This is a genomic window from Pseudonocardia sp. ICBG1142 (assembly GCF_020496255.1).
Classification (GTDB): domain Bacteria; phylum Actinomycetota; class Actinomycetes; order Mycobacteriales; family Pseudonocardiaceae; genus Pseudonocardia.
The window spans coordinates 106,184-130,184 of record NZ_JAHLJC010000044.1; the positions used below are offsets into that span (position 1 = coordinate 106,184).

The following is a 24,001-nucleotide window of genomic DNA, read 5'->3' on the forward strand; positions in this document are numbered from 1 at the left end:
GGTGGCCCCGGCGGCCCGGGTGGCCGGTGGGGCGAACACCGCCGAACTCTGCGGTGGACCACTGGCAGTTCACTTGCAGCGGCCTTGCAGGGGTGCGCCAGGCGGCCCCCGCGGCGGGCTCCGGGGGAGAGGGCGGCCTCGTCCTCGGGGCCGGCTCAGGCGCTGCGGCCCACGGCCCGGGCGGCGCCGTCGCCGTCGCCGAGCTCGTCGAGGACCGCGGCGACCGTCGCCCGCCCACCCGCGACGCCCTCGGTGAACGCGGTCGCGTACCGCTCGGCGGACCTGCCGAGCGCGACCCGGACCAGGGCGACGTCGCGCTCGGAGTCCTGCGGGTCCATCTCCTCGGGCCGGTAGCCGACCTCGCCGCCGATCGCGGACACCGCCCCGAGCAGCCGGGCACCCCGTACGCCGTCCCCGGACTGCCCCAGCGCGCCTGCGAGGGTGTGCGTCGCGACCAGCCAGGACGTCACGTCGGGCTCGCCGCCGAGGAACCGCACCAGCGACTCCGCCTCGTCCAGGGCGGCGGCCGCGTCACCGCGGTCGAGCAGGGTCTTCACCAGGTGCCAGCGCGAGGACCCGTCGGCGAACCCGTGCCCGGCCCGCCGCGCGACGGCCACCGCCGACCGCAGCACGTCCAGCGCCGTCGCGGTGTCCCCGCCGAGCCGCGCGAGGTGCCCGGCGGCCATCAGCGTCTCGGACTCACCGGGGCCGTCCCCGGCGGCGCGCGACACCGCGAGCGCCTCGCCCAGCAGGGCCTGCGCGGCCGCCGGGTCGGTCGCCGCCGCCAGGTAGGCGCGGAACGCGAGCCCGCGGGCGACCTTGGTCGGGTGCCGGGCCGGGTCCATCCGCTCCAGCCCGGCCGCGACGTCGGCGGCCGCGCCCGCCGGGTCCCCGGCCAGGTAGCGCAGGGGTCCGGAGGCGACGTGCGCCAGCCCGACGGCCTCCGGGTCGGCGTCCGGCCCGGCCGCCGCCAGCGCCGCGGTGACCCATCCGATGCCCTCGGCGATCCGGCCGAAGCGGTACCAGTACCAGCCCAGCGCCCCGGCCAGGCGCAGCGCGTCGTCGACGGCGGCGGTGCCGCCGTCGGCCAGCGCGGTGCCGAAGGTGGCCCGGACGTTCGGCTGCTCGGCGCGGACCCGCCCGAACCAGCGGGCCGCGTCGTGGCCGAGCCACGCGGCGTCGGCCTCGGTCACGATGTCGAGGACCCAGCGCCGGTGCGCGATGCGGGCAGCGGCCCGCCCGGCGTCGTCGAGCAGGGTGTCGCCGAAGGCCCGCAGGGTCTCCAGCAGCGCGAACCGGCGCGGTCCCGGCGCACCGGCGGCGACGCCGACCAGGGACTTCGCGACGAGGGTGGCCAGCCCGTCGCGGACCGGCGCCCCGGCGACGGCGGCGGCCGCGGCCGCGTCGAACCCGCCGGTGAACACCGACAGCGTGGCGAACAGTCGACGGTCGGCCGGGCCGAGGTCGTCGACCGACAGCGCGATCGTGCGCTCCAGGCTGCGGTGCCGGGCGGGGGTGCCCCGGCCGGCCCCCACGAGCAGGGAGAACCGGTCGTCGAGGGCGTCCGCGATCTCCCCGACCGACAGGGTGCGGCTGCGTGCGGCGGCCAGCTCGACGGCCAGCGGGAGCCGGTCGAGCCGGGCGCAGACCTCGGCGACGAGCGCCCGGTCGTCGCCGGTCGGTGTGGCGCCGGGTGCCGCGGCCGACGCGCGGTCCAGGAACAGCTGCTCGGCCGCGGCGGGGGACAGCGGCGCGAGTTCCCGCAGCTGTTCCCCCGGCAGGTCGACGGGCTCGCGGCTGGTCGTGACCACCCGCACCCCGGGGCAGGCGGGCAGCAGCGTCGTGAGCAGCTCGGCGACCGCGTCGAGGACGTGCTCGCAATTGTCGAGCACCAGCAGGCCGGAGGTGTCGGCCAGGGCCGCGGCGAGCTGGCCGGCGCCCTGCGCGGTGAGCACGCCGGCGGCCTCCGCGACGACCGGGGCGAGGAGCGCGCCGGGGATCCCCGGGGCGAGGTCGGCGAGCTCGGCCCACCACACCGGGCCGCCCGCGTCGGCGGCGAGGGCCAGCGCGAGGCGGGTCTTGCCGACCCCGCCCGGCCCGACGACGGTGACCAGCCGGTGGGCGTCCAGGGCCGCGCGCAGCCGGTCGAGGTCGTCGTCGCGTCCGAGCAGCGCCGTCGTCGGCGACGGCAACGGCCTGCGGGCGGCCCCGGCGGCGGGCGCCGGCGCGTCGGCGGCGGGCGCCCGGTGCAGCAGGCCGGGGTCCTGGGCCAGCACCGCCCGCTCGGTCGCGGCGAGGCCGGGCCCCGGGTCGACGCCGAGCTCCTCGGCGAGCAGGTCCCGCGCGGTCCGCAGGACGGCCAGCGCGTCGGCCTGGCGCCCGGCCCGGTAGAGCGCGCGGGCCCGCAGCTCCCACGCGCGCTCGCGCAGCGGGAACTCGGTGGTGAGCGCGGCCAGCTCGTCGAGCAGCGTCAGGTCCTCGCCGGTGGCGAGTGCGGCGGCGGCCCGATCCTCGCGGATCCCGGCGCGCAGCTCGGTCAGCGCGGCCACCTCGGCCGTGAGGAAGGCACGGTCGGCGAGGTCGCCGAAGGGGGTGCCGTCGCCGGTGGCGAGCGCGAGGTCCAGCACCGACACCGCCTCGTGCGGTCGTCGCTGCGCCAGCGCGGTGGCACCGCGGGCGGCCAGCTCCCGCATCGCCCACACGTCGACCTGCTCGGGTCGCACGGCCAGGGAGTAGCCGCCGCTGCCGCGGACCAGCACCGTCGCGGCCCCGCGGGCCGTACGTCCGGGCTCCAGGACGGCCCGCAGCCGGGCGACGTAGGTGTGCAGCGCCTGCTTCGCGGCCGGGGCGGGCTCCCCGTCCCACACGGCGTCGATCAGCAGGTCCTCGGTGGCCGGACGCCCGGCGGCGACGACGAGTGCGGCGAGCAGGGCCCGCGGGCGCGGCCCACCGAGAGCCAGGTCCTCGCCGTCACGACGCGCCCGCACACCGCCGAGGACCGAGAGCTGCAGTGGGGCCGCCTGCGGGGGGACGGCCTCCACGGGCACGGCAGGACCGGGCATGTGCCGACCCTACGAAGGTGATCCGGACCCCCGGAATCATCTGCCCTGATGATGCGCGGCCGGTCAGCCGCGCGGCTCCAGGTGGACCAGCGGGATCTCCCGGCTGGTGCTGCGCTGGTAGCCGGCGTAGTTGCGGTACCGCTCCGTGACCCGCGGCCACAGCGTCGCCCGCTCGGCCGGGTCGGCGATCCGGGCGCGCATCGGCACCCGTGGGCCGCCCTGGACGGCGACCTCGACGTCCGGGTCGGCACGCAGGTTGAGGAACCAGGCGGGGTGGCGGTCGTCGCCGCCCCGGGAGGCGACGACGACGTACTTCCCGTCGCCGTGGAGCGGGGCCGTGAGCAGCACCGTGCGCGGCTCACCGGAGCGTCGGCCACGGGTGGTCAGCTCGACGACGGGCATCCCCATCGCCGAGTGGCCGATCTTCCCGCCGGTCAGCCGGATCAGCAGCCGATGGCCCGCGTTCATGGCCTTGAGTGCGAAGTCGGGCGGGTTCATGCCCCGAGCCTACCGACGGGTAGGGCTGGGACGGTGGGCGTCGTCCTCCACGGGAGACCTCACCCGGCGACGGCCAGCACGAGCGGCAGCACCTCCGGCGCCCCGGCCCGCCGCAGCGCCCGCGCGGCGACGGTCATCGTCCAGCCCGAGTCGACGACGTCGTCGACCAGCAGCACCGGCCCGTCGATCCCGGACAGGTCCGGCACGGTGGCGGCGTCGAGCCCCTCCCACACCGCGGCCAGCCGCCGGGCCGAGTTCTCCGCCGCCGCGGGACGCTCGCCGACGGGGGAGAGGGTGCCGAGCAGCGGCAGCCTGCCGATCTCGGCGATCCGTCGGGCGAGGTGGTCGAGCTGGTGCGGGCGGGTCCGCGAGCCGATCCCGACCACACCCACCGGTCGCTGCTCCCAGCCCCACCCGGCGAGCACCCGGACCAGTGCGTCGAGCACGTCGGCCGGAACCGGGTCGTCGCCGCCGGTGACCAGCTCGCGCAGCCGCGTGCCCCACCCGATGTCGGACAGCCGTCCGATCGCCCGGCCGGTGGCGGCCTGCTCGCCCACGGCGATCTTCCCCGACAGCGGGACCCCGATGTCCTTCATCCCGGACGGCCACATCTTCCGTGGTGCCACCTCGATCCCGGGCCGGGCCAGGCGCTCGGTGGCGGCCTGCTCGCCGTCGGCGGACACCTCGTCGGACCAGACGGTGCCGGTGCAGGTGTCGCAGCGCCCGCACGGCGTCGGGTCCGGGTCGTCGAGCTGGCGGCGCAGGAACACCAGCCGGCACTCGGTCGTCGCGATGTAGTCGAGCATCGCCTGCTGCTCGGCACGGCGGGCGGCGTTCACGCGCTCGTGGCGCTCGGTGTCGTAGACCCACTCCCGGCCGGTGGCGATCCAGCCGCCCTTGACGCGCTTCGCGGCGCCGTCGGCGTCGAGGACCTTGAGCAGCATCTCCAGCCGGGTGCGGGACAGGTCGACGCGGGTCTCGATCGACGCGGTGGACTGGGGCCGGTCCGACAGCACGGCGAGGGTCTGGCGGACCAGGGGCTCGGGCGGGAACGCCAGCGACGCGAAGTAGGCCCAGATGTCCCGGTCCTCGCGGCCGGGCAGCAGCACCACCTCGGCCCGGTCCAGCGCGCGACCGGCGCGGCCGATCTGCTGGTAGTAGGCGACCGGCGAGGCGGGCGCCCCGAGGTGCACGACGAACCCCAGGTCGGGCTTGTCGAAGCCCATGCCCAGGGCCGAGGTCGCGACCAGGGCCTTCACCCGGTTCTCCATCAGGTCGGACTCGGCGGCCAAGCGGTCCTCGGGATCGGTGCGCCCGGAGTAGGAGCGCACCGCGATCCCGCGTTCGCGCAGGAACTCGGCCACGTCGTCCGCCGCCTGGACGGTGAGGGTGTAGATGATGCCGGCGCCCGGCATCTCGTCGAGCTTCGCCGCGAGCCACGCCAGTCGCCGGGCCGGGGACGGCAGCCGGACCACCGCCAGGCGGAGCGACTCGCGGTCCAGCGACCCCCGCAGGACCAGCGTGTCCTGCTGGTCACCGTTCCGATCCTCCCGGCCGATCCCCAGCTGCTCGGACACGTCGGTGACGACCCGGTCGTTCGCCGTCGCGGTCGTCGCCAGCACCGGGATCCCCGACGGCAGCTCGGCGATCAGCGTGCGCAGCCGCCGGTAGTCCGGCCGGAAGTCGTGGCCCCAGTCGGACACGCAGTGCGCCTCGTCGACCACCAGCATCCCGGCGCTCGCCGCCAGCTTCGGCAGCACCCGGTCGCGGAAGTCGGGGTTGTTGAGCCGCTCGGGGGACACGAGCAGCACGTCGACGTCCCCGTTCGCGATGTCGGCGTAGACCGCGTCCCACTCGTCGGCGTTCGCCGAGTTCACCGTGACCGCCACGATCCCGGAGCGGATCGCGGCGTCGATCTGGTTGCGCATGAGCGCCAGCAGCGGCGACACGATCACCGTCGGGCCGGCGCCGTGGGCACGCAGCAGCGCGGTGGCCACGAAGTAGACCGCGGACTTGCCCCAGCCGGTGCGCTGCACGACCAGGGCCCGGCGGTGCTGGGCGACCAGCGCCTCGATCGCGGTCCACTGGTCCTCGCGCAGCCGGGCCTGCGGCCCGGCCAGCTGCTGCAGGACGGTCTCCGCGCGCTCGCGCAGGTCGGTGCTCGATGCGGTGGTCACGGCACCCATGGTGGACCCGACCCCCGACAACGATCCGACGCGGGCCGCCGGGGTGTGAGCCGGGCCACCCGTCCGACGCGTGGCGGTCCGGGCGTGCAGGATGATCGCGTGTCGTCCGACAGCCCTGCCCACCGCCCGGTCTTCGGCTCCGTGGCGGACGTGACCGCCCGGCTCGCCGACGCCGGCTACCTGGCCTCGACCGCCGTCGCGACGACGGTGTTCCTCGCCGACCGGCTCGGCAAGCCGCTGTTGGTCGAGGGCCCCGCCGGGGTCGGGAAGACCGAGCTGGCCAAGGCCGTCGCCGCGGCGACGGGGTCCGGGCTCGTGCGCCTGCAGTGTTACGAGGGCATCGACGAGGCCCGGGCGCTCTACGAGTGGAACCACGCCAAGCAGCTGCTGCGGATCACCGCCGGGCAGCGCGGCGAGGACGGCGCGGACTGGGACGCCACCCGCGACGACGTGTTCTCCGAGGAGTTCCTGCTCCCGCGTCCGCTGCTCACCGCGATCCGGCGCACCGACCCGACCGTGCTGCTGATCGACGAGATCGACAAGGCCGACGTCGAGGTCGAGGGCCTCCTGCTGGAGGTCCTGTCCGACTTCCAGGTCTCCATCCCCGAGCTGGGCACCGTCACCGCGAACCGGCGCCCGTTCGTGCTGCTGACCTCGAACTCCACCCGTGAGCTGTCCGAGGCGCTCAAGCGCCGCTGCCTGTTCCTGCACCTGGACTTCCCCGACGCCGACCTGGAGCGCCGGATCGTGCTCACCCGGGTCCCGGAGCTGACCGAGCAGCTCACCGACGCCCTGGTGCGCACCGTGCGGGTGCTGCGGGCGATGGAGCTGCGCAAGGCCCCGAGCGTCGCCGAGACGATCGACTGGGGCCGGACCCTGCTCGCGCTCGGCCTCGACACCCTCGACGACGACGCCGTCCGCGCCACCCTCGGTGTCGTCCTGAAGCACCGCTCCGACGCCGACAAGGCCGCTGCCGAGCTCCGGCTGAACTGAACGGTGCACCTGCGCTGAACGGTCCAGTCCCGTACCGCTGATCGGCCGTCAAGGTCTTCGCCCCTATGGAGTGAAGATCGGATCGATCGGCCTGCCGGGCGTAACCGGGACGGGTGGCGCGAGTTGTGCCGGATACACGCTCCCCAGCGACCGGAGGCCCACCGATGACCGCCCTCCCGGAACCGTCCCGTACCGCCCGCCGTCTCCTGCGCGCCGGACTGGCCGCCGGTGCCGCGCTCGCGGTCGGGCTCGCCACCGCCGGCACCGCGTCGGCGCAGGACGGGGCACCGGACATCGACGTGCACCCGGGTGTCATGACCCGCACCGGGCCCGAAGGGGCCCAGTGCACCGCGAACTTCGTGTTCACCGACGGGTCCGCGACCTACCTCGGGCAGGCCGCACACTGTGCGGGCACCGGCAGCTCCACCGACGTGGACGGGTGCGAGGCGGACTCGTTGCCGCTCGGCACCCCGGTCGAGGTCGAGGGCGCCACCGCACCGGGCCGGCTCGCGTACTCCTCGTGGCTGAGCATGCAGGAGCGGGGCGAGACCGACCCGGACACCTGCCTGTTCAACGACTTCGCGCTGGTCGAGCTCGCCCCGGACGACGCCGCGCGCACGAGCCCCGCGGTGCCGTTCTACGGCGGCCCGACCGGGGTGGCCGACGGCGTCGCCACCGGCGGGGTCGTCTACGGCTACGGCAACTCCTCGCTGCGCCAGGGCGTGCGTGCACTGCGGCCCAAGACCGGCACCTCCACCGGCACCGCGGGTGGCGGCTGGACGCACACCGTGATCACCGTCCCGCCGGGCGTGCCCGGTGACTCGGGCTCGGGCTACCTGACCGCCGACGGCCGCGCCCTCGGTGTGCTCTCGACCCTGAACCTGGCCCCGGCGCCCGGCACGAACGGCATCAGCGACCTGCGGAAGATGCTCGACTACGCCAACGGCCCCGGCGGTCTGGGTGGCGCTCTGCGCCTGGTCGAGGGCGACCGCCCCTTCACCCCGCAGCCGGTGCCGATCGACCCCGCCTTCTAGGCGGAAGCTCCCGCGGTGTGGGACCGCGGTGCACCCCGGCGCTCCGGTCGTGGCTCGGCGGCTCGGCCGGAGCGTCGGCGCATGTTCCGACAGTGGCGGGCTGGCCGACCACTCTCGCTGATCACGCGCGCGTCGCGCATGATGGACGGGTGACGATCCCGCCCGCCGCCGCGCTCGCCCCGGAGCACGGCCTGCCCGGGCACCTCGTCGACTTCGTCTCCGCACTGCGCCGCCACCACGTCGCGGTCGGCCCGGGGGAGACCGTCGACGCGGCCCGCGTGCTCGGCGCCCTGGACCTTCTGCACCGCGACCAGCTGCGGGAAGGGCTCGCCGCGGCGCTGCTGCGCCGCTCCGGGCAGCGCGACACCTTCGACGCGCTGTTCGACCTGTGGTTCCCGCCCGCGCTGGGCGCCGGGTCCTCCGACGTCGACGTCCCGCGGATCGACGACGAGTCCGGCGAGGGCACCGGCCCGGTCGACGTCGACGCGCTGCGCGAGATCCTCGCCGACCTGCTGCGCGACGGCGACGAGGAGACCCTGCGCGAGCTCGCCCGCGCCGCCGTCGACGCGATCGGGAACTCCGGCGCCGCGGGCCAGGGCGTCCGCGGGCAGACGGCCAAGCCCAACTGGTCGGCGTACCAGGCGCTCAACGCGCTGTCCCCGGACACCCTGCTCGCCCGGATCCTCGACGGGCTGCGCGAGGAGGGGGACACCGACTTCGTCTCCGAGGTCCGCCGCCGCGAGATCCGCGACCGCATCGCCCGCTTCCGCGACGTCGTCCGCGAGGAGGTCCGCCGCCGCACCGCCGAGCAGCGCGGCCGCGAGCAGATCGCCCGCACCACCACCCCCACCCAGACCGACCAGGTCGACTTCCTCACCGCGAACGCCGCCCAGCTCGCCGACCTGCGCCGCACCGTGCAGCCGCTGGCCCGCCGCCTCGCGTCGCGGCTGTCGGCGCGGCGTCGCCGGTCGAACCGCGGACAGCTCGACCTGCGCCGCACGCTGCGCCGGTCGATGTCCACCGGCGGCGTGCCGATGGACCCGGCGCACAAGGTCCGGCGCCCCGGCCGCCCCGAGCTGGTGCTGCTGTGCGACGTGTCCGGGTCCGTCGCCGGGTTCAGCCACTTCACGTTGCTGCTGGTCCAGGCGCTGCGCGAACAGTTCTCGAAGGTGCGGGTGTTCGCGTTCATCGAGCGCACCGACGAGGTCACGCACCTGTTCGAGCCCGGTGCGGAGCTGTCCGGGGTGATGCAGCGGGTGCTGCGCGAGGCCACGCTCACCGCGTTCGACGGGCACTCGGACTACGGCAGCGCGTTCGGCGACTTCCTGGAGCACCACGGCGACGCGCTCACCCCGAAGACGTCGCTGCTGGTGCTCGGCGACGGCCGCACCAACTACCGCGACCCCAACCTGCGGGCCCTGGCGATGATGGCCGGGCGGGTCCGGCACGCGCACTGGCTCAACCCCGAGCCCGAGCGCAGCTGGGGCTCCGGGGACTCGGCCGCCACCCGCTACGGCGAGGTGCTCCCGATGCACGAGTGCCGTACCGCCGCCCAGCTCACCGACGTCGTCCAGGCGCTGCTGCCGGTCTGACCGCCTGGTCACGGGGGCTGACACGCGCGGCACCGTGGGCCTAGATTCCCCGCGTGCAGGAGGTCACGGTCCGGGTCCTCGGCCCGCTCCGTGTGACGGCCGACGGCACGTCGGTCGCGGTCGGCTCGGGTCGCCGCCGCGAGCTGCTGGCCCGGCTCGCCGCGGCCGGTGGTGAGGTCGTCGCCGTCGACACGCTGGTGGAGGACCTGTGGCAGGGCGCGCCGCCCGCGCAGGCGCACGGCGGGCTGCAGGTCCACGTCTCCCGGCTCCGGCGGCTGCTCGAACCCGACCGGTCCCCGCGCGCGGTCCCGACGGTGCTGGTCAGCCGCCCACCCGGCTACGCGCTGGCACTCGGTCCCGACGGGCTCGACGCGCGTGCCTTCACCGACCTCCTCGACCGTGCCGCCGCGGCCACGCCGGACCGGGCCGACGCCCTGCTCGGCGAGGCCCTGGCGCTGTGGGCGGGGCCCGCCTACGCCGAGTTCGCCGACGCCTCCTGGGCGCGTGCCGAGGCCGAACGCCTCGACGAGCTGCGTCAGGTCGCGCTCGAGCGCCGGGCCCGCGCTCGGCTGCGGCTGGGCCGGGCCGACGCCGTCGTCCCCGACCTGACGGCGCTGGTGGGGGAGCACCCGCTGCGGGAGGACGCGGTCGGGCTGCTGGCCGTCGCGCTGTACCGCACCGGCAGGCAGGCCGACGCGCTGGCCGTGCTCTCCCGCACCCGGCGGCTGCTCGCCGACGAGCTCGGCGTCGACCCCGGGCCCCGGCTGCGCGCGATCGAGGCGGACGTGCTCGCCCACCGCGACCCGGCCGGCGGCACCGACGCGCCCGCGGTCCTCCCGGCGGCGCGGCCACCCGGGCCGGCGCCGGCCGAGCCGCCGGCGAGGACACCGTCGCTGCTCGGGCGCGGGCCCGAGCTCGGCAGGCTCGCGGCCGCCGCGGAGCGGGCCCGCGGCGGTGCCCAGCTGGTGCTCGTCGCCGCCGACGCAGGCGCCGGCAAGTCCGCGCTGCTCGCCGCGTTCGCCGCCGCCGCGACCGCCGACGGCTGGACGGCCGTCACCGGCCGCTGCCCCGAGATCGACGGCGCCCCGCCGGCCTGGGCGTGGCGGGAGATCGTCGACGCCCTCGTCACGGCGCACGACCCGCCCGCCGAGCTGGTCGAGCGGCTCGCGCCACTGCGCTCCCCGGCCGGACCCGGCGGCGCCGAGGTCACGTTCTGGCTGGCCCGGGCGGTGGTGGAGCTGCTCGCCGTCGCCGGGCGGGAGCGACCGCTGCTGCTGGTCCTGGACGACCTGCACCGCGCCGAGTCCGAGACCCTCGCGCTGCTGCGCGCGGTCGTCACCGGCGCCGCGGAGCTTCCCGTGCTCGTCGCCGCGGGCCTGCGCCCGGCCGAGGCGGGCGCCGAGCTGCAGGCCGCGCTCGCCGCCCTCGCCGAGCCCACCGTGGACCGCATCGAGCCCGCGCCGATGACGACGGACGATGTCGCCGGGATGCTGGACCGGCACGGGGTGCCCGCCGCCACTCCCGAGCTGGTCGCCCGGATCACCGAACGGACCGGCGGGAACCCGCTGTTCGTCCGCGAGCTGGCGCGCCTCGTCGCCGCCGAGGGCCCGTCCGCCGCGGCCGACGCCGTCCCGGCCGGGGTCCGCGAGGTGCTGCGCCGACGCGTGGCCCGGCTGCCCGCGAGCACCCGCACCGCGCTGGCCAGGGTCTCGGTGCTGGGCCGGGAGCTGGACACCGACGACGCCCTCGACCTCGCCGCCTCCGCCGACGGCGACGACCCGTTGGACGCCCTGGAGCCCGCGGTGCTCGGCGGGATGCTGCTCGAACCCGAGCCGGGGCGCCTGCGGTTCTCCCACGACCTGGTCCGGGACACCCTCTACGGCGACATCCCGCACCTGCGTCGTGCCCGGCTGCACGCGGCGGCCCACGCGATCCTCAGCCGCAGGCGGCCGGACGACCCGGTGCCGCTCGCCCACCACGCGCTCGCCGCCGGGTCCGCCGTCGCCCCGGACCGTGCCCTGGCCGCGGTCCGTGCCGCCGCGGCGGCCGCCGCGGGGTTCGGCTCGCACCGCGAGGCAGCCCGGTTCCACGGCCACGCCGTCGAGCTCGCCGGGCGGGTCGGGACCGGCGTCGACGACGAGCTGGCCCTGCGGTGCGCGCTGGTCGCCGAGCTCGCCCGCGGCGGCGACGGCCACACCGCCCTGACCGAACGCCGGACCGCCGTCGAGCGGGCGCGGGTGGCCGCACCGCAGTGGCTCGGTGCCGCCCTGACCAGCTACGACACCCCGGTCAGCTGGACCATCCGGCCGGGGCAGAACATCGACGCCGAGCTGATCGACCTCATCGAGACCGAGCTCGCGGCGACCCCGCCCGACGCCGTCGACCGGCGGGTGCGGCTGCTGGCCGCCCTGGTGTTCGAGATCGAGGGGCACGACGACGACCGGGTCCGCTCGGCCTCGGCCGAGGCGATGGCGCTCACCGCGCGCGGGGTCGACCCGCTGCTGCGCTGCCGGGCGCTCAACGCCCGGTTCTTCGCGGTCCTCGCCCCGGACCTGTGGCACGAGCTGGCCCCGGTAGGGGAGGAGCTGGCCGAGCTCGGCGGCCGGGCCGGGCACGCCGGCTACCGCACGCAGGCCCACCACCTGCAGCTGATGGTCGCCGCCGGTCGCCACGACCTCGACGCGGCGTCGCGGCACGCGGAGGCCGCCGTCGCCGGTGCCCCCGGCGGGCAGCTGGAGTTCACCCTCGGCTGGGCGCACATCTTCGCGGCACTGCGGTCGCTCGTCGCGGGTGAGCTGGACGCCGCCGAACGGGGCTACGCGGTGCTCGCCGACCGCTTGGGCGGCTCCGGGCAGGTCAACGCCGCGCTCATGGGGCTGCTCGGACGGTTCGCCGTCCGCCACGCCCAGGGCCGCCTCGGCGAACTCGCCCCCGAGCTGGACGCGGTCGCACCGCGCCTGCCGCCGGCCTTCGGGGACTTCCTCGCGCTCGCCCACCTGCACGCGGGTGACCCGGTCCGGGCCCAGGAGGTCTGGGCTCCGGACAGTGAGCTCGCCCGCAGCTACTACTGGCTGCTGTGGACGTGCGTGCGCGCCGAGGTGGCAGTCGGGCTGGGCGACCGCGCCGTCGCCGACCAGTGCCGCGCCCGGCTCCGCCCGTGGACGGGATCGGTGGCGGGGCTGTCGTCGGGCACGATCGCGACCGGCCCCACCGACCTGGTGCTCGCCGCGCTGGAGGAGATGCTCGACCCGGCGGGCGGCGCCCGGGTCCGCCACCTGCACGAGGCCGAACGGGTCGCGACGGAGCTCGGGGCCCCGGTGTGGCGCGACCGCGCCCGGCGGCTGCTCGGACGGGCCGCGGCTCAGGACGTGCCGAACACCAGCGCACAGCGGCTGCGGTAGCCGCCGCGCAGCACCCGCTCCATCAGCACGACCACCGGCCCGACCTCGCGACGCATCCCTGCCCACTCCTGCGGGGTGGTCACCGCGGCGATCCGCGGCAGCATGAACCGCAGGCCCGGCCCGGACTTCTGCACCTGCGCGACGACCGCGTCCCAGTCGGCGGCGGGCACGTGGCGTTCGATCACCGGGAACAGGTCGCGCTCCTCGGCGTCGAGGTGCTCGTCGATCTCGTCGCGGACCACGGCCAGCCGGTCCGCGAGCAGCGTCGCCGCCCCCGCCCGGCCGGGTCCCTCCGCCGCGGCGACGACTCCCGACGCCGCCTCGCGCACGGCGGCCAGCAGCGGGTCGAGGCGGCCGTGGTCGTCGCTGAGCTCGGCCAGGTCGACGGCGTGTCCCGCGTGCCGGGCGATCACCGGCCAGGCGATCTCGTCCTCGGCGGTGTGGTGGCCGTGGATCTCGTGCTCCAGGTGTGCCAGCCAGGTCTGCAGAGCGCGGGCGCGCCGGTCCGGGCAGGACGCGCCGTCGGCGATCGCGCGGGCGGCGTCGGTGAGGCGGTGCAGGTCGGCGCGCATGACGCGGTGGGCGAGGGTGATGCCGACCAGGTCGGCGGTACGGGTGTCGCGGGCGGTGGTCACCGGGGGTCTCCTACGGGTTCGGGACGGTCGGTCTCTCGACACCGCAGACCGTGCGCCCACCCGCTGGCCGGGGACTTGCACGTCACTTGCGCCACCGTTCGTCGGGTCTTGACCGGCCGGCCAATCAAGAGTAGACCGGAGGTATCCCCACAGGGACCTCACAAGGAGAAGGTGACTGACGATGGCTGGGACCACTGGTCGTACCTGGCAGCGCTGGCAGGACTGGGCAGCTCTCGTGATCGGTGTACTGACGGCCCTCTCGCCTCTCGTGACGACGACGAACGCCGCCGCTGCGTGGACGATGGTCGTACTGGGCGTGGTGCTCGCCGCCACGTCGCTCTGGTCGCTCGCGGTGCCCGGCTCGGTGGCGAGCGAGTGGGTGCACGGTGTACTCGGCGTGCTGCTGTTCCTCGCCCCCTGGGTGATGGGCTACAGCGCGCTGGCCGGGGCGTCGTGGACGTCCTGGGTGGCGGGTGTCCTCGCGGTCGTCGTGGCGGCCTCGGCGCTGCCCGCGGTGAACGCCGAGCACCGCACGCTCGCCGCGCACTGACCGCACCGACAGGGCCGACAGGGCCGATCGATCCGACAGAACCGACCGTCCGACGGCCGGACGACCAGGTGAGGGGCCGCGACCCGCAGGGGTCGCGGCCCCCGCCGCGTCCGGGGGAGGATCGCACCGTGGACCACGAGCTCGACCCGGACGCACCCGCCCGGGACCGCATCCTCGACGCTGCCGAGGGGCTGTTCGCCCGGCACGGGTTCGACGCGACGCCCACCTCGCGGATCGCCGAGCGCGCCGGAGTGCCGAAGGGCCTGGTGCACTACTACTTCCGCCGCAAGCCCGACCTTCTCGAGGCGCTCGTCGAGCGGCTCCCGCACCCGGTGCGCGGGGCGGACGTCGCCGTCGCCGGGGACGCACTCGCCGGGCTGCGGGCGTTGGTCGCCGCGCTGGACCGGGCGCTCGACGCGTCCTCGGTCCTGTCCCACCTGCTGTGGCGCGAGGCCGACACCCATCCCGTCGTCCGCGACGCGCTGCTGCGCCGCGCCGGTGAGCTGGAGGACGCGGTGCACGAGGTCCTCGCCGCCGGCGGCGGGGCGCCGGACCGGATCCGCGCCGCCGCGCGGCTGCTGGCCGCGGCGATCGGACACCGCTACGCCCTCGACCGGCACGGCGCCGACGACCGCACCGACATGGAGGCCGAGCTGTCCTTCGTCGCCGCGGGCCTGTAGCGGCGCTCCCCGGGCGGGTCAGGGCCAGGGGCGCCAGGGGGCGCCGGACTCCTCGTAGCGCGGGACGGTGTGCCTGCGGTCGGCGAGCCGGTGCAGCGCGTGCGCCGTCCACGTCCGCCACCCCAGCAGGGCCAGCACCACCACGATCAGCCCGGCGGTCAGCGGCCCCGCCCAGCCGAGCGGCCCCGAGGCGTTGACCGCGGCCATCACCAGCGGGCCGAGCAGCGCGAACACCACGCCCGTGACCTGCGGGAGGCGGGCGTCGGCGAGCACGTCGACGGCGATCAGCCTGCGCTGCTCGCCGTCCGGCGTGCCCCCGGATCGCAGCACCTTCCGTGCCGCGGCACGGTCGCGCACCAGCCCCATGTCCGGCCCGCGGGCCGGGGCGACCCGCACCGGGATCCGCGACGCCGACAGCCACAGCAGCACCACACCGAGCAGGCTGAGCAGCCCGCCGACGACGATCGCGGCCAGCAGGTGGTCGGCCCGGGCGTGCACGTCGGTGGTGATCGAGTAGACGACGCCGAACCACACCGCCGCGACCCCCGCTGCGACCCGGCCGAGGATGACGGCCCGCAGCGACGGCGGCCGCACAGTCGGCCACGGCCCGGCCGGTACGACGGCGGTGGCTGCGGCCGGCTGCCCGTCACGTAGGCCGTCGGCCCGGTCGTCGGCCCTGACGTTCTCGGCCTGGTCGTTGTCGGCCCGGTCGTCGGTGCGGACCTCGGGTGCCGGTGGGGCGGGCGGGGCCGCCACCGGGCCGGGTGTCCCCGGTGGCCGCACGGGCGGCGGGGACGCGGGCTCGTACGGCCGCCCCTGTCCGCCGGATGCGGGCGGAGGGGCCGGGGGACCGGGCGCGGGGGAGCGGGGGCCGGCGTCGCGGTCGGCCCGGTCGCCGGTGTCCGGAGCACGCATGGCCGCGACGTTACCCGCGGGTTCGGACCCTCCGGCCGGGGCGCCCGTCCCACGCGGCGGATGCGGCCCTCGGCGCGCCGAGCGACCAGAACGACCGCCGACCCGAGCCCGTCCCACACGGGATCCGGCTTCCGGCACGGGGTCCGAACCCGTGTCGCAAGCCGTATCCCGTGTCGCAGGATCGGGACTCGGCGTAGGGCTCGGCGTCGCGGGTGGTCAGGTTAGGCTTGCCTTTTGATCTGAGGAGGTTCGCCGTGCCGCTCGCTGCAGCACCCCTGTCCGCCCGTTCCGTGAGCCGTCGTGGCGTTCTCGCCGGCGCCGCCGGCCTGCTCGTCCTCGCCGGGTGCGGCGCCCGGCCGCAGGACGGGCGGGGGGCGGGGGGCGCGGTCGCGGAGGGCTACCCGGTGACGGTGCGGCACGCACTGGGGGAGACGGTCGTCCCGGACCGGCCGCAGCGCGTGGTCACGTTGAGCGCGGCGAACACCGACGTCGCGCTGGCGATGGGCGTCCTGCCGGTGGCGATCCCGCGCACCGTCTACGGAGGCGACGCCGAGGGCGTGCTGCCCTGGGTGCGCGACGCGATCACCGCGCACGGCGGCCCGTTCCCGCAGGTCATTGGCTCCGACGACCTGTCGGCGACGCCGATCGAGCAGGTCGCCGCGGCCCGCCCGGACCTGGTGCTGGCCACGTACTCCGGGCTGAGCCGGGCGGAGTACGACCAGCTGTCGGCGATCGCCCCGACCGTCGCCTATCCCGACGCCCCGTACTCCACCGGCTGGCGGGACCAGACCCGCATCGCCGGTCAGGTGTTCGGGGATCCGGCACGGGCCCAGCAGCTGATCGACTCCACCGGGCAGCGGCTACGCACCGCGGCGCAGCGGTACCCGCAGCTGGCGGGAGCCACGTTCGTCTACACCGGAGGGATGGACGCCGGTGCGCTCGGGGTGTTCCGGGCGGGCGACGTTCGCGTCCAGCTGGTCACCGACCTGGGGCTCACCCTGGCGCCCTACGTCGAGCAGAACGCCCCGGGCGGCGGGGAGGTCTACTACACCGTGAGCGGCGAGTTGCTCTCGCGCGTCGAGTCCGACCTGGTCATCGGCTTCTTCGCGACACAGGCCGAGGAACAGGCGTTCCGCACCGCGCCCGGCGTCCAGCTGCTGCCGGCGATGGCCCGCGGCGGGTTCGCCCCGGTCGTCGGCGCCGACCGGGTGGTGGCGAGCTCGGCGCCGTCGGTCCTGTCGATCCCCTGGGTGCTCGACGCCTACCTGCCGATCCTGGCCGAGGCGGCCGCCCGCTCGCGCAGCTGAGCCGGATCCCCCGGCTGCCGTAGTCGACACCTGACTATCGGTTATTCGTGCTGGTGACGCTAACGGGTGAACGGCCGTTGCGGGGCCCGTCCGTCCTCGTAGAGCAGCCGAGACCGTGTGCGACGGTCCAACGATCAACCATGGAGGTTGTGAGATGCGGAAGTCCGTTCGCGGTGCGCTCGTCGGTGCAGCGCTGCTCCCCCTGGCCGTCGCGGCGCCCGCCGCGGCCTTCGCCGGCGGCACCGGCTACGACGAGGGTGGCAAGGACAAGGGTCACTCGAAGCACGAGGGTGACAAGGACAAGGGTCACCAGAAGAAGTGGGACCACAAGAAGCACGAGGACAAGAAGCACGACCTCGCGCTGCCGGCCCCGCTGGACAGCGTCGTCGACCTGGTCACCGGTGCCACCGGTGGCGAGCTCCCGTCGCTTCCGTCGCTGCCGGTCGGCTGACCGAACCCGGCCCCGTGACGGGCCGGTCCGGACCCCCGAGGGGTGTCCGGACCGGCCCGTCCGTCGTTGCGGAGGCGGTCAGATCACCGGCGCCGGGTCCTCCGTCGGCTGGTCCCTGAGGATCGTGTCGCCCTTGACGAACCACGCGACACCGAACGCCAGGATCGCGACGGCCTCCAGCCAGAACAGGGTGTGGAACCGCTCGGCGACGGCGTCGGGCACCAGCGCCGCGTCCAGTGCGGCCAGCACGAGGCAGGCCACGATCGTCGCGCCGCAGACCCGGTAGACGACGTTGCGTGCGGCCTTGCCCGGGGTTCCGGACTCCCCGCGGGTGAACAGGGCCAGGCAGAACCAGGCCAGGCCCGCGAAGAACACCGTCGCCGCGGCCAGGTGCAGGTACCCGACGACGGTCGCCGCCGTCGTCGCCGCGCCGTCGGGCCGGGTGGGCAGCAGGGCGACGGCGATGGCCGCCGTCCCGGTGACGTTGGCGAGCCGGTTGTCCGGCCGGTCGTAGCGGTAGCAGTAGAGGAAGACGCCGACTGCGCACAGCGAGCCGACGAACACGTCGCGCATCGGCGAGTAGTAGTAGCGGCTGATCGAGTCCCGCAGTCCGTCGCCGCCGAGGGCCAGGTCGCCCCCCACCAGTACGAACGGGAGCAGGATCCCGATCACGCCGACGGCGCGCCGCAGACCCAGGTAGGACAGCACGGCACCGTCGGCACGCGAGGACATGACGAAGATCGTCGCAGAGCCGCCACTCGAACTTTCGTTCGATCCGGCGTAGCGTTCCCGAGGTGGACGTCGGCGGGCAGGCTTCGCTCTTCACCGCCGGGAGCGCGGCCCCGGCGTACCGGCACGAGCTCGCCGACGGAGCGTGGGTCGACGTCGCGGTCGGCTGGGTCCCCGACCCGGACGAGCTGTTCACGCTGCTGCGCGCGACCGTGCCGTTCCGCGGTCACCGCCGCCGCATGTACGACCGCGTGGTCGACGAACCGCGCCTCACTCACCGCTGGGTGCTGCCCGACGACACGGTGCCCCGCCGGCTGCGCGACATGGGCTGCACGCTGGGGCAGCGCTACGGCCACGCCTTCACCCAGATCGGCGTGAACCTCTACCGCGACGGCGCCGACGGCGTGGCCTGGCACGGCGACCGGGTCGCCCGTGAGCGGCCCGACGCCGTCGTCGCACTGGTCGCCCTCGGCGCGACGCGGCCGCTGCGGCTGCGCCCGACCGGCGGCGGCGCCTCGGTGTCGTTCCCGCTCGCCTCGGGGGACCTGTTGGTCATGGGCGGGACGTGCCAGCGGACCTGGCAGCACAGCGTGCCGAAGGTGGCGCGCAGCGGGCCGCGCATCAGCGTCCAGTTCCGGCACCTGTATCCGGGGATGCCGGCGGGCGGTGGGCCGACATAGTCTGCGTCGATGCAGCGCAAGATCGGCGTGATGGGCGGGACGTTCGACCCCGTCCACCACGGCCACCTCGTCGCCGCCAGTGAGGTGGCGGACCGCTTCGCCCTCGACGAAGTGATCTTCGTACCGACCGGGAGGCCGTGGCAGAAGAGCGCCCGCGACGTCTCGCCCGCCGAGGACCGCTACCTGATGACGGTCATCGCGACGGCGTCGAACCCGCGGTTCTCGGTCAGCCGCGTCGACGTCGACCGCGACGGTCCCACCTACACCGCGGACACCCTCGCCGACCTGCACGACGCCATGCCCGACGCGCAGCTGTTCTTCATCACCGGCGCCGACGCGCTGCAGCAGATCCTGTCCTGGCACAAGGTCGACGAGCTGTTCCGCTACGCGCACTTCGTCGGCGTGACCCGGCCCGGGTACGAGCTGGCCGACGGGCACCTGCCCGAGGGGTCGGTGACGACGGTGGAGGTGCCGGCGATGGCGATCTCGTCCAGCGAGTGCCGGGACCGGGTGGCCTCGGGGCGGCCGGTCTGGTATCTCGTTCCGGATGGGGTGGTGCAGTACATCTCCAAGCGCAGTCTGTACCTGAATCCGGACGTCTGACCTGCGGTTTCTCTGACGGGTACCCCCGCGGGTACAAATCCGGTACAAGATCACCTGACTCGGATGGTCAGCGCAGACCCGCACCGAGCGCGGTGTCGACGAGCGTCCGGGTGCGGTCCAGGGCGTCCGGCCACTCGTGCGCGTAGGTGTTCAGGGTGATCATCGGCGAGCTGAGGCGAGCCGCGCGCGGAGCTTCGTCGCGAGGCCGACGTAGAGCAGCCTCAGGCCCGACACTACGGGGTGGGGAAGACCCGGCAGAGCAGGCAGGATGGCAGGAGGCATCCACCAGGCGTAGAGCCCCGGAGCAGATGGCGCCAGAGCGCGGACGTCCTCGGGGTGGACCGGACTGTCGACCAGCGCGTCGATGACGGCCGCGATCGGTGGGGGAGCGGACGACATTGGGGCAGTCTGCCGAGCGTTCGCGCAGCGAGGTAGCTGTTCGTCAGCGCGTCCACCAACGGCGATAGACAGCGACAGTCGTTCGAGCAGGTTCACGCTGGTCGGGGCATGCTAGATCGAGAACGCCGCAGGTCCGCGGATCGCGCTGATTCGTTCCGGCTGAACGTCTGAAATGCAGGTCGAGTCGGACTCGCCTTCCGTGCGGACGACGGCGGGAGACGGTCAGGCGAACACGCGCGCGAGCCAGTTCGACCAGGCCTGCTCAGTGGCCTGACGGTCGATGTCGGCGTAGATGTAGTGGCCCACGGCCTGGGGCATGCCCATCGCCGAGTTGTCGTGGAAGCGGTACAGGCCGTCGTCTGTGCGCAGTGCGAGGAAGTTGACGAACGCGGGGTAGGCGAAGTCGACCACCCCCTCAAGCGCGGGCAGACCCTGCGGGGTGAGGCGCAGTTGCTGCCCCTGTTCGAACGGCCCCTCGACGCCGAGGGCTTTCTCGAGGGTTGCCCACGAGTTCGGCGTCGCAGAGGAGGGCGGCCCCTGGGTGGTGACGAAGTTGGCGGGCCGTCCGGCGAAGTGCTTCAGGTACTCGGCCAGGGTGTGTAGGTACATGTCCCAGCCGTAGCCGGTCATCTCGCCGAAGTCGAACTCGGCCTCCCAGTCGTCGCCGAGGTAGCCGCTGTGGACGAAGGTGAGTGAAGTGGTGCTGTCGTCGTCGGCTGCAACGAGATATTCGAACGCATGGAAGGCGCCGTTCTCGGCCTCCGGAGTGCGTACGATCAGACGCTCGTTCTCAGTGGCCTCGACTCCCATCTCGTCCATCGCCTGGTAGGGATCCGGGGACCAGGCGGCCTGGCCCTCCGGGGTGGCGATCGCTCGCCACACCTGCTCGGGGGTGGCTTCAAGGACGACGGCCTTGCGGATCTCGAAGTTCTTGGACATGTTGGTGCTCCTTAGCGGTGGTGCCGGCGGGCTCTGGTGGGTCAGAGAGTGCTTCGGCGGGCGGTTGATGAGGTCAGCGGAGGTCGCCGTTGGCGGTATCGGGGACGGCGGGGTGCAGGGCAATGACCAGGCGGTTGAGCTTGCCTGTTCCGGCCGTTCCTGGTTCCTGGCCGGTGTGATGCCTGGCCACCAGCTCGGTGACGACGGCGGCGAGCTCTTCAGTGAAGGCGGCCCGGTCCGCCGCGGAGGCGAAGCGGATCTGGCCGTCGATCGCGAAGGTCGCCACCGGCTTACGCGCCCGCTGCGCCCCTGCGAGCAACGTGCCGACGTCGCGCACGAGTCGGGATGCCAGGGCGAGCAGCCAGCGCGCCGAAAGCTGGTCCGGGGCGCGGCTCGGGTCGGGCTGGAGCCGCCCGAGCGCTCCGGGGGAGATCACGTAGGAGGCGGACGTAGCCTGCAGTATCCGCTCGGTGAAGTTGCCTCGGCGCCGCTCCTCGACGAGTTCGACCAGGCCATGCTGCTCAAGGACTCTCAGGTGGTAGTTCACCTTCTGCCGGGGGATGCCGAGCCGGGCGGCGATGGTGGAAGCCGACCCCGGCTCGATCAGGTCCGCAAGGATCTGACGCCGCAAGGGGTCCAGCGATGCCTCCGCAGCGGCTGGGTCCTCGATGGTGCTCACTTCGTGCATGCCCCCATCCTGGCCGTTGACAAATATTATTGTCAACGGTGGGCCTCGCGAGCGAGGGCGCTATCGGACCGCGCGGTACTCGGGCGATGCCTACGCTTACTGGCGAGACGAGACGATCGTTGTGAACGTCCAGGCTCAGACTGTCGCCTGCGGCTGGTCGGGGGGCTCGCGCTGACCAGCGCTCAGGAACGTGGTGGCGGCATACAACAGCCCGGTACAAATCCGGTACAAACCAGCGCGGTCAGCGACGCCCAACGACGGCCGGCCACCACCACTGAGTTTGCAGGTCAGAGGTCGGATCGACGATGTTTCGGGTGGTCGGAGATCCGGTACAAGATCGCTCAACGCTGGAGGCGGTCGATCGTGCGGTCCAGCCACGCTATGGCTGCTGCGGTCTGTGAAAGCGCGTAGTCGACCTCGGCGAGGTGCGTCCACGGTTGACCCGAGTCGAGTGCTCGGGCGTGCTCGCGTGTGACGTCGGTGAGCCGTGTCGTGAGTCGCTCGCGTCGCCGGCGGAGGAGGAGGCAGGCCTCCTGTGTGTCGAACAGGCCGATGTAGGCAACTGCCTGGACGAAGTGGTCGTGATCCGGAGACGTGTCCTGAACCTGGGAGCGGACGCGGTTCCGTAGCTCGGCGAGTCCTTCCTCGGTGATCCGGTAGGTGGCGACGTCGTCGATCGAGTCAGGTCCGCCGAGCTCGACCCAGCCGATGTCGCCGAGTCTGACGAGCAGGTTGCGGACGGACCCCCGGCCGACCGAGAGACCCGAGGCGTCGAGCCGTCGCGGCAGTTCCTGGGACACGGCGTAGAGGTGGAGCGGCCGCTCGACGAGAAGGCCCAGCAGTGAGGTGATGGTCGGGTTGTCGAGCATCGACGCAGGCACGGGACGAGTGTAGTCTAAATAGACTACTGTGGCTCCATGCGGTGTGGCATCTACCCCGGCGGTCCGGTCGGCGGAGACGGCGAGATCATCGGCTCGATCCCCGACGAACCTCGGTCGATCGACTCGGCGCTCGCCTGTTTGCGTGGATCGAAGCCGTTCCACCTGCGGGCTTACGCGCAGTTCACTGACGACCGTGCAGCGGGTGACGTGCACATCCAGCATCCGCGGGCGCCCGGCCGGTACGTGGACGAGAACACCCGGCTCGACCTCGTTCTGCAATATCAGTCGGCGTCCGGCGACATCGCCGGGTTATGTGCCTTCGTGGCGCGCATGATCGCGGAGTACGGTCCGGTCCTCGGCGCCGTGCAGATCGGAGAGGAGGCGAACGTCACGGACAATCCGGTCCTGGACGGCGCGTACCCCCGGGTCCTGGAAGCAGTGGCGTCCGCGATCCTCGTGGCCAAGAACTCGGCTCGCCGTTCCTGTCCCGATGTGCTGGTCGGGACCAACACCACCCAGCTCATCGCGGATCCGCACTTCTATCGACGACTGCTCGACAGCGTTCGTCCGGATGTCGCCGGGCATCTCGACTACGTAGGACTCGACGCCTTCCCCGACGTGTTCGCGCCGCTATCCCCTGGCACTGACCCGGCCGCGGTCTGCACCTGGCTCCTCTCCTCGCATCGCACGGATTCACTCACCCCTGCCGGTCTCGGTGACATGCCGCTGCATCTCACGGAGCACGGATGCCCGACGGGCCCGAGCAGGGACGTCGAGCGTCAGAGCGCCATGCTCAACGCCATGTTCGTCAGTGCTCTGCAGCCTGGTTCTGGCGTCACGTCCTACATGCATTTCAGCCTGCGGGACGCATCGGACGACGGATCGCTCTTCGGCGGGTTCGGCCTGATGACATCGGACTACTCGCCCAAGCCGGCGTTCCATCGCTATCGGCAGCTCATCGATGAGCACGCAACCAGCTTCTGATCAGTCGACGAAGGTGTGCATGGTGTGGGTCGGTCGTTGGTGCCATGGGTGCAAGGCTGTCATATTGAAGCGGCACCAGCACTTTTTCGTACCTGATACGGTCACCTTGAGGCTTATTCAGGCTCCGTCAGGTAAGTGTGTAGAAGATGAGTCCGATGACTGCCGAGATTGTCGTTTTAAATGTGGCGTAGGGCCGCCGGTAGTCTGTGTGGAGAACTTTCCACGTTTTGATATGGGCGATGACTCGTTCGATGGTGGCGCGTGTGTGGTTGAGGCTCTTGTTGAATGTTTTTTGCCAGTCGAGAAGTTCCCGGCCGGGTGGTTTTTTGAACGGGGTGAGCATGCCGCGCCCGATGTATCCTTTATCGCCGATCGGGGGGTATGTGGCGAGGTGGTCGAGGGCGCCGGATTGGTCGAGGCAATATAGGTCGTGTCGGGAGCCTGGGGTCGGGTCGGAGATCCACGACAGCTGCCCTTCCAGGGTGGCTGCGACCTGGACGACGACGCCGGTGGTGCGATGCTTGCCCGACCACAGACCCGGCACCGCGGCCCATGACCAGCAGGGAAGCAAGGTTCCATCGATGATGTACTGCCGATCGGCACGAAGCTCCTCTGCCGTCGGAACGACACTCCGCAGCGCCTGTGCCAGCAACGGTGTCACCCCCGTGATCGCTCGACTAACCGTCGACTGCGACACCCCATAGGTTTCCGCCAACTCCCACTGCGCACGATTCCCGCGCAGATACGCCAACGTGATCACCACCGACCAGAACAACCCCAGAACCGGCGGCCAA

General features: G+C 73.8%; 21 protein-coding genes. 11 read left to right on the top strand and 10 right to left on the bottom strand.

The genetic code is table 11. The annotated features are described in order from the left end of the window. Nucleotides 1–155: 155 nt before the first annotated feature. The 3 genes from KPL59_RS34610 to KPL59_RS34620 form a co-directional block, all read right to left on the bottom strand. Nucleotides 156–3,062, bottom strand: a complete 2,907-nt coding sequence (locus KPL59_RS34610) for a BTAD domain-containing putative transcriptional regulator (RefSeq protein WP_226363298.1) — start codon at nucleotides 3,060–3,062, stop codon at nucleotides 156–158. A gap of 63 nt (nucleotides 3,063–3,125) precedes the next feature. Further along, on the bottom strand, nucleotides 3,126–3,560 hold the full coding sequence (locus KPL59_RS34615; protein ID WP_226352054.1) for a nitroreductase/quinone reductase family protein: 435 nt from the start codon (nucleotides 3,558–3,560) through the stop codon (nucleotides 3,126–3,128). A 59-nt stretch (nucleotides 3,561–3,619) separates the two neighbouring features. Then, nucleotides 3,620–5,737, bottom strand: coding sequence for an ATP-dependent DNA helicase RecQ (locus KPL59_RS34620; protein ID WP_226363299.1), 2,118 nt, complete (start codon nucleotides 5,735–5,737; stop codon nucleotides 3,620–3,622). Nucleotides 5,738–5,845: 108 nt separating this feature from the next. Here KPL59_RS34620 and KPL59_RS34625 point away from each other — a divergent pair, with 108 nt between their 5' ends. From KPL59_RS34625 to KPL59_RS34640, 4 genes are all read left to right on the top strand, one after another. Next, the gene (locus KPL59_RS34625; RefSeq protein ID WP_075311319.1) at nucleotides 5,846–6,739 is read left to right on the top strand and encodes a MoxR family ATPase; all 894 of its coding nucleotides are present in this window, start codon (nucleotides 5,846–5,848) and stop codon (nucleotides 6,737–6,739) included. A gap of 164 nt (nucleotides 6,740–6,903) precedes the next feature. Next, on the top strand, nucleotides 6,904–7,773 hold the full coding sequence (locus KPL59_RS34630) for a serine protease (RefSeq protein ID WP_226352052.1): 870 nt from the start codon (nucleotides 6,904–6,906) through the stop codon (nucleotides 7,771–7,773). 149 nt (nucleotides 7,774–7,922) lie between these two features. Continuing rightward, nucleotides 7,923–9,365, top strand: coding sequence for a VWA domain-containing protein (locus KPL59_RS34635; RefSeq protein ID WP_226363300.1), 1,443 nt, complete (start codon nucleotides 7,923–7,925; stop codon nucleotides 9,363–9,365). A 53-nt stretch (nucleotides 9,366–9,418) separates the two neighbouring features. Beyond that, nucleotides 9,419–12,766 (top strand): BTAD domain-containing putative transcriptional regulator, encoded by a 3,348-nt coding sequence (locus KPL59_RS34640; RefSeq protein WP_226363301.1) that lies wholly within the window; start codon nucleotides 9,419–9,421, stop codon nucleotides 12,764–12,766. Here KPL59_RS34640 and KPL59_RS34645 read toward each other — a convergent pair. Continuing rightward, nucleotides 12,727–13,401 (bottom strand): hemerythrin domain-containing protein, encoded by a 675-nt coding sequence (locus tag KPL59_RS34645; protein ID WP_226363302.1) that lies wholly within the window; start codon nucleotides 13,399–13,401, stop codon nucleotides 12,727–12,729. The genes KPL59_RS34640 and KPL59_RS34645 overlap by 40 nt on opposite strands. Before the next feature lie 181 nt (nucleotides 13,402–13,582). Here KPL59_RS34645 and KPL59_RS34650 point away from each other — a divergent pair, with 181 nt between their 5' ends. Together KPL59_RS34650 and KPL59_RS34655 are read left to right on the top strand one after the other, a co-directional pair. Further along, the gene (locus KPL59_RS34650; RefSeq protein WP_226352048.1) at nucleotides 13,583–13,951 is read left to right on the top strand and encodes an SPW repeat protein; all 369 of its coding nucleotides are present in this window, start codon (nucleotides 13,583–13,585) and stop codon (nucleotides 13,949–13,951) included. 128 nt (nucleotides 13,952–14,079) lie between these two features. Continuing rightward, nucleotides 14,080–14,631 carry a TetR/AcrR family transcriptional regulator gene (locus KPL59_RS34655; RefSeq protein ID WP_226363303.1) on the top strand — a complete coding sequence of 184 codons (552 nt, stop codon included), beginning with the start codon at nucleotides 14,080–14,082 and terminating at the stop codon, nucleotides 14,629–14,631. Between the two features lie 18 nt (nucleotides 14,632–14,649). On the opposite strand, the gene KPL59_RS34660 is transcribed toward KPL59_RS34655, so the two are convergent. Next, nucleotides 14,650–15,546, bottom strand: coding sequence for a hypothetical protein (locus KPL59_RS34660; protein WP_226363304.1), 897 nt, complete (start codon nucleotides 15,544–15,546; stop codon nucleotides 14,650–14,652). Nucleotides 15,547–15,836: 290 nt separating this feature from the next. Here KPL59_RS34660 and KPL59_RS34665 point away from each other — a divergent pair, with 290 nt between their 5' ends. Both KPL59_RS34665 and KPL59_RS34670 read left to right on the top strand, forming a co-directional pair. Continuing rightward, the gene (locus KPL59_RS34665) at nucleotides 15,837–16,853 is read left to right on the top strand and encodes an ABC transporter substrate-binding protein (protein ID WP_226363305.1); all 1,017 of its coding nucleotides are present in this window, start codon (nucleotides 15,837–15,839) and stop codon (nucleotides 16,851–16,853) included. 154 nt (nucleotides 16,854–17,007) lie between these two features. Continuing rightward, nucleotides 17,008–17,304 (top strand): hypothetical protein, encoded by a 297-nt coding sequence (locus KPL59_RS34670; protein ID WP_226352044.1) that lies wholly within the window; start codon nucleotides 17,008–17,010, stop codon nucleotides 17,302–17,304. 78 nt (nucleotides 17,305–17,382) lie between these two features. Here KPL59_RS34670 and KPL59_RS34675 read toward each other — a convergent pair whose 3' ends face one another. Beyond that, nucleotides 17,383–18,036, bottom strand: a complete 654-nt coding sequence (locus KPL59_RS34675) for a DUF998 domain-containing protein (protein ID WP_226363306.1) — start codon at nucleotides 18,034–18,036, stop codon at nucleotides 17,383–17,385. 62 nt (nucleotides 18,037–18,098) lie between these two features. Here KPL59_RS34675 and KPL59_RS34680 point away from each other — a divergent pair, with 62 nt between their 5' ends. Next, nucleotides 18,099–18,713: an alpha-ketoglutarate-dependent dioxygenase AlkB gene (locus KPL59_RS34680; RefSeq protein ID WP_226352043.1), complete on the top strand. Its 615-nt coding sequence runs from the start codon at nucleotides 18,099–18,101 to the stop codon at nucleotides 18,711–18,713. 9 nt (nucleotides 18,714–18,722) lie between these two features. Beyond that, on the top strand, nucleotides 18,723–19,316 hold the full coding sequence (gene nadD / locus KPL59_RS34685; RefSeq protein WP_226352042.1) for a nicotinate-nucleotide adenylyltransferase: 594 nt from the start codon (nucleotides 18,723–18,725) through the stop codon (nucleotides 19,314–19,316). Between the two features lie 621 nt (nucleotides 19,317–19,937). Here nadD and KPL59_RS34690 read toward each other — a convergent pair. From KPL59_RS34690 to KPL59_RS34700, 3 genes are all read right to left on the bottom strand, one after another. Beyond that, on the bottom strand, nucleotides 19,938–20,654 hold the full coding sequence (locus KPL59_RS34690) for an SRPBCC domain-containing protein (RefSeq protein ID WP_226352041.1): 717 nt from the start codon (nucleotides 20,652–20,654) through the stop codon (nucleotides 19,938–19,940). A 73-nt stretch (nucleotides 20,655–20,727) separates the two neighbouring features. Continuing rightward, the gene (locus KPL59_RS34695) at nucleotides 20,728–21,342 is read right to left on the bottom strand and encodes a helix-turn-helix domain-containing protein (RefSeq protein ID WP_020627080.1); all 615 of its coding nucleotides are present in this window, start codon (nucleotides 21,340–21,342) and stop codon (nucleotides 20,728–20,730) included. A gap of 341 nt (nucleotides 21,343–21,683) precedes the next feature. Then, entirely contained in the window at nucleotides 21,684–22,211 is a 528-nt protein-coding gene (locus KPL59_RS34700) for a PadR family transcriptional regulator (RefSeq protein WP_226363307.1), read from the bottom strand. Between the two features lie 48 nt (nucleotides 22,212–22,259). On the opposite strand from KPL59_RS34700, the gene KPL59_RS34705 reads away from it, so the two are divergent. After that, on the top strand, nucleotides 22,260–23,207 hold the full coding sequence (locus KPL59_RS34705) for a hypothetical protein (RefSeq protein WP_226363308.1): 948 nt from the start codon (nucleotides 22,260–22,262) through the stop codon (nucleotides 23,205–23,207). Between the two features lie 127 nt (nucleotides 23,208–23,334). On the opposite strand, the gene KPL59_RS34710 is transcribed toward KPL59_RS34705, so the two are convergent. Then, nucleotides 23,335–24,001: transposase (locus KPL59_RS34710; RefSeq protein WP_226363309.1), on the bottom strand; the 667-nt coding region annotated here is incomplete at its 5' end.

What these genes read in the sequence shown, in the direction of transcription:
- KPL59_RS34610 (WP_226363298.1), bottom strand. Translation starts at nt 3,062, where the DNA reads ATGCCCGGTCCTGCCGTGCCCGTGGAGGCCGTCCCCCCGCAGGCGGCC.
- KPL59_RS34615 (WP_226352054.1), bottom strand. Translation starts at nt 3,560, where the DNA reads ATGAACCCGCCCGACTTCGCACTCAAGGCCATGAACGCGGGCCATCGG.
- KPL59_RS34630 (WP_226352052.1), top strand. Translation starts at nt 6,904, where the DNA reads ATGACCGCCCTCCCGGAACCGTCCCGTACCGCCCGCCGTCTCCTGCGC.
- KPL59_RS34650 (WP_226352048.1), top strand. Translation starts at nt 13,583, where the DNA reads ATGGCTGGGACCACTGGTCGTACCTGGCAGCGCTGGCAGGACTGGGCA.
- KPL59_RS34660 (WP_226363304.1), bottom strand. Translation starts at nt 15,546, where the DNA reads ATGCGTGCTCCGGACACCGGCGACCGGGCCGACCGCGACGCCGGCCCC.
- KPL59_RS34670 (WP_226352044.1), top strand. Translation starts at nt 17,008, where the DNA reads ATGCGGAAGTCCGTTCGCGGTGCGCTCGTCGGTGCAGCGCTGCTCCCC.
- KPL59_RS34675 (WP_226363306.1), bottom strand. Translation starts at nt 18,036, where the DNA reads ATGTCCTCGCGTGCCGACGGTGCCGTGCTGTCCTACCTGGGTCTGCGG.
- nadD (WP_226352042.1), top strand. Translation starts at nt 18,723, where the DNA reads ATGCAGCGCAAGATCGGCGTGATGGGCGGGACGTTCGACCCCGTCCAC.
- KPL59_RS34690 (WP_226352041.1), bottom strand. Translation starts at nt 20,654, where the DNA reads ATGTCCAAGAACTTCGAGATCCGCAAGGCCGTCGTCCTTGAAGCCACC.
- KPL59_RS34695 (WP_020627080.1), bottom strand. Translation starts at nt 21,342, where the DNA reads ATGCACGAAGTGAGCACCATCGAGGACCCAGCCGCTGCGGAGGCATCG.
- KPL59_RS34700 (WP_226363307.1), bottom strand. Translation starts at nt 22,211, where the DNA reads ATGCTCGACAACCCGACCATCACCTCACTGCTGGGCCTTCTCGTCGAG.
- KPL59_RS34705 (WP_226363308.1), top strand. Translation starts at nt 22,260, where the DNA reads ATGCGGTGTGGCATCTACCCCGGCGGTCCGGTCGGCGGAGACGGCGAG.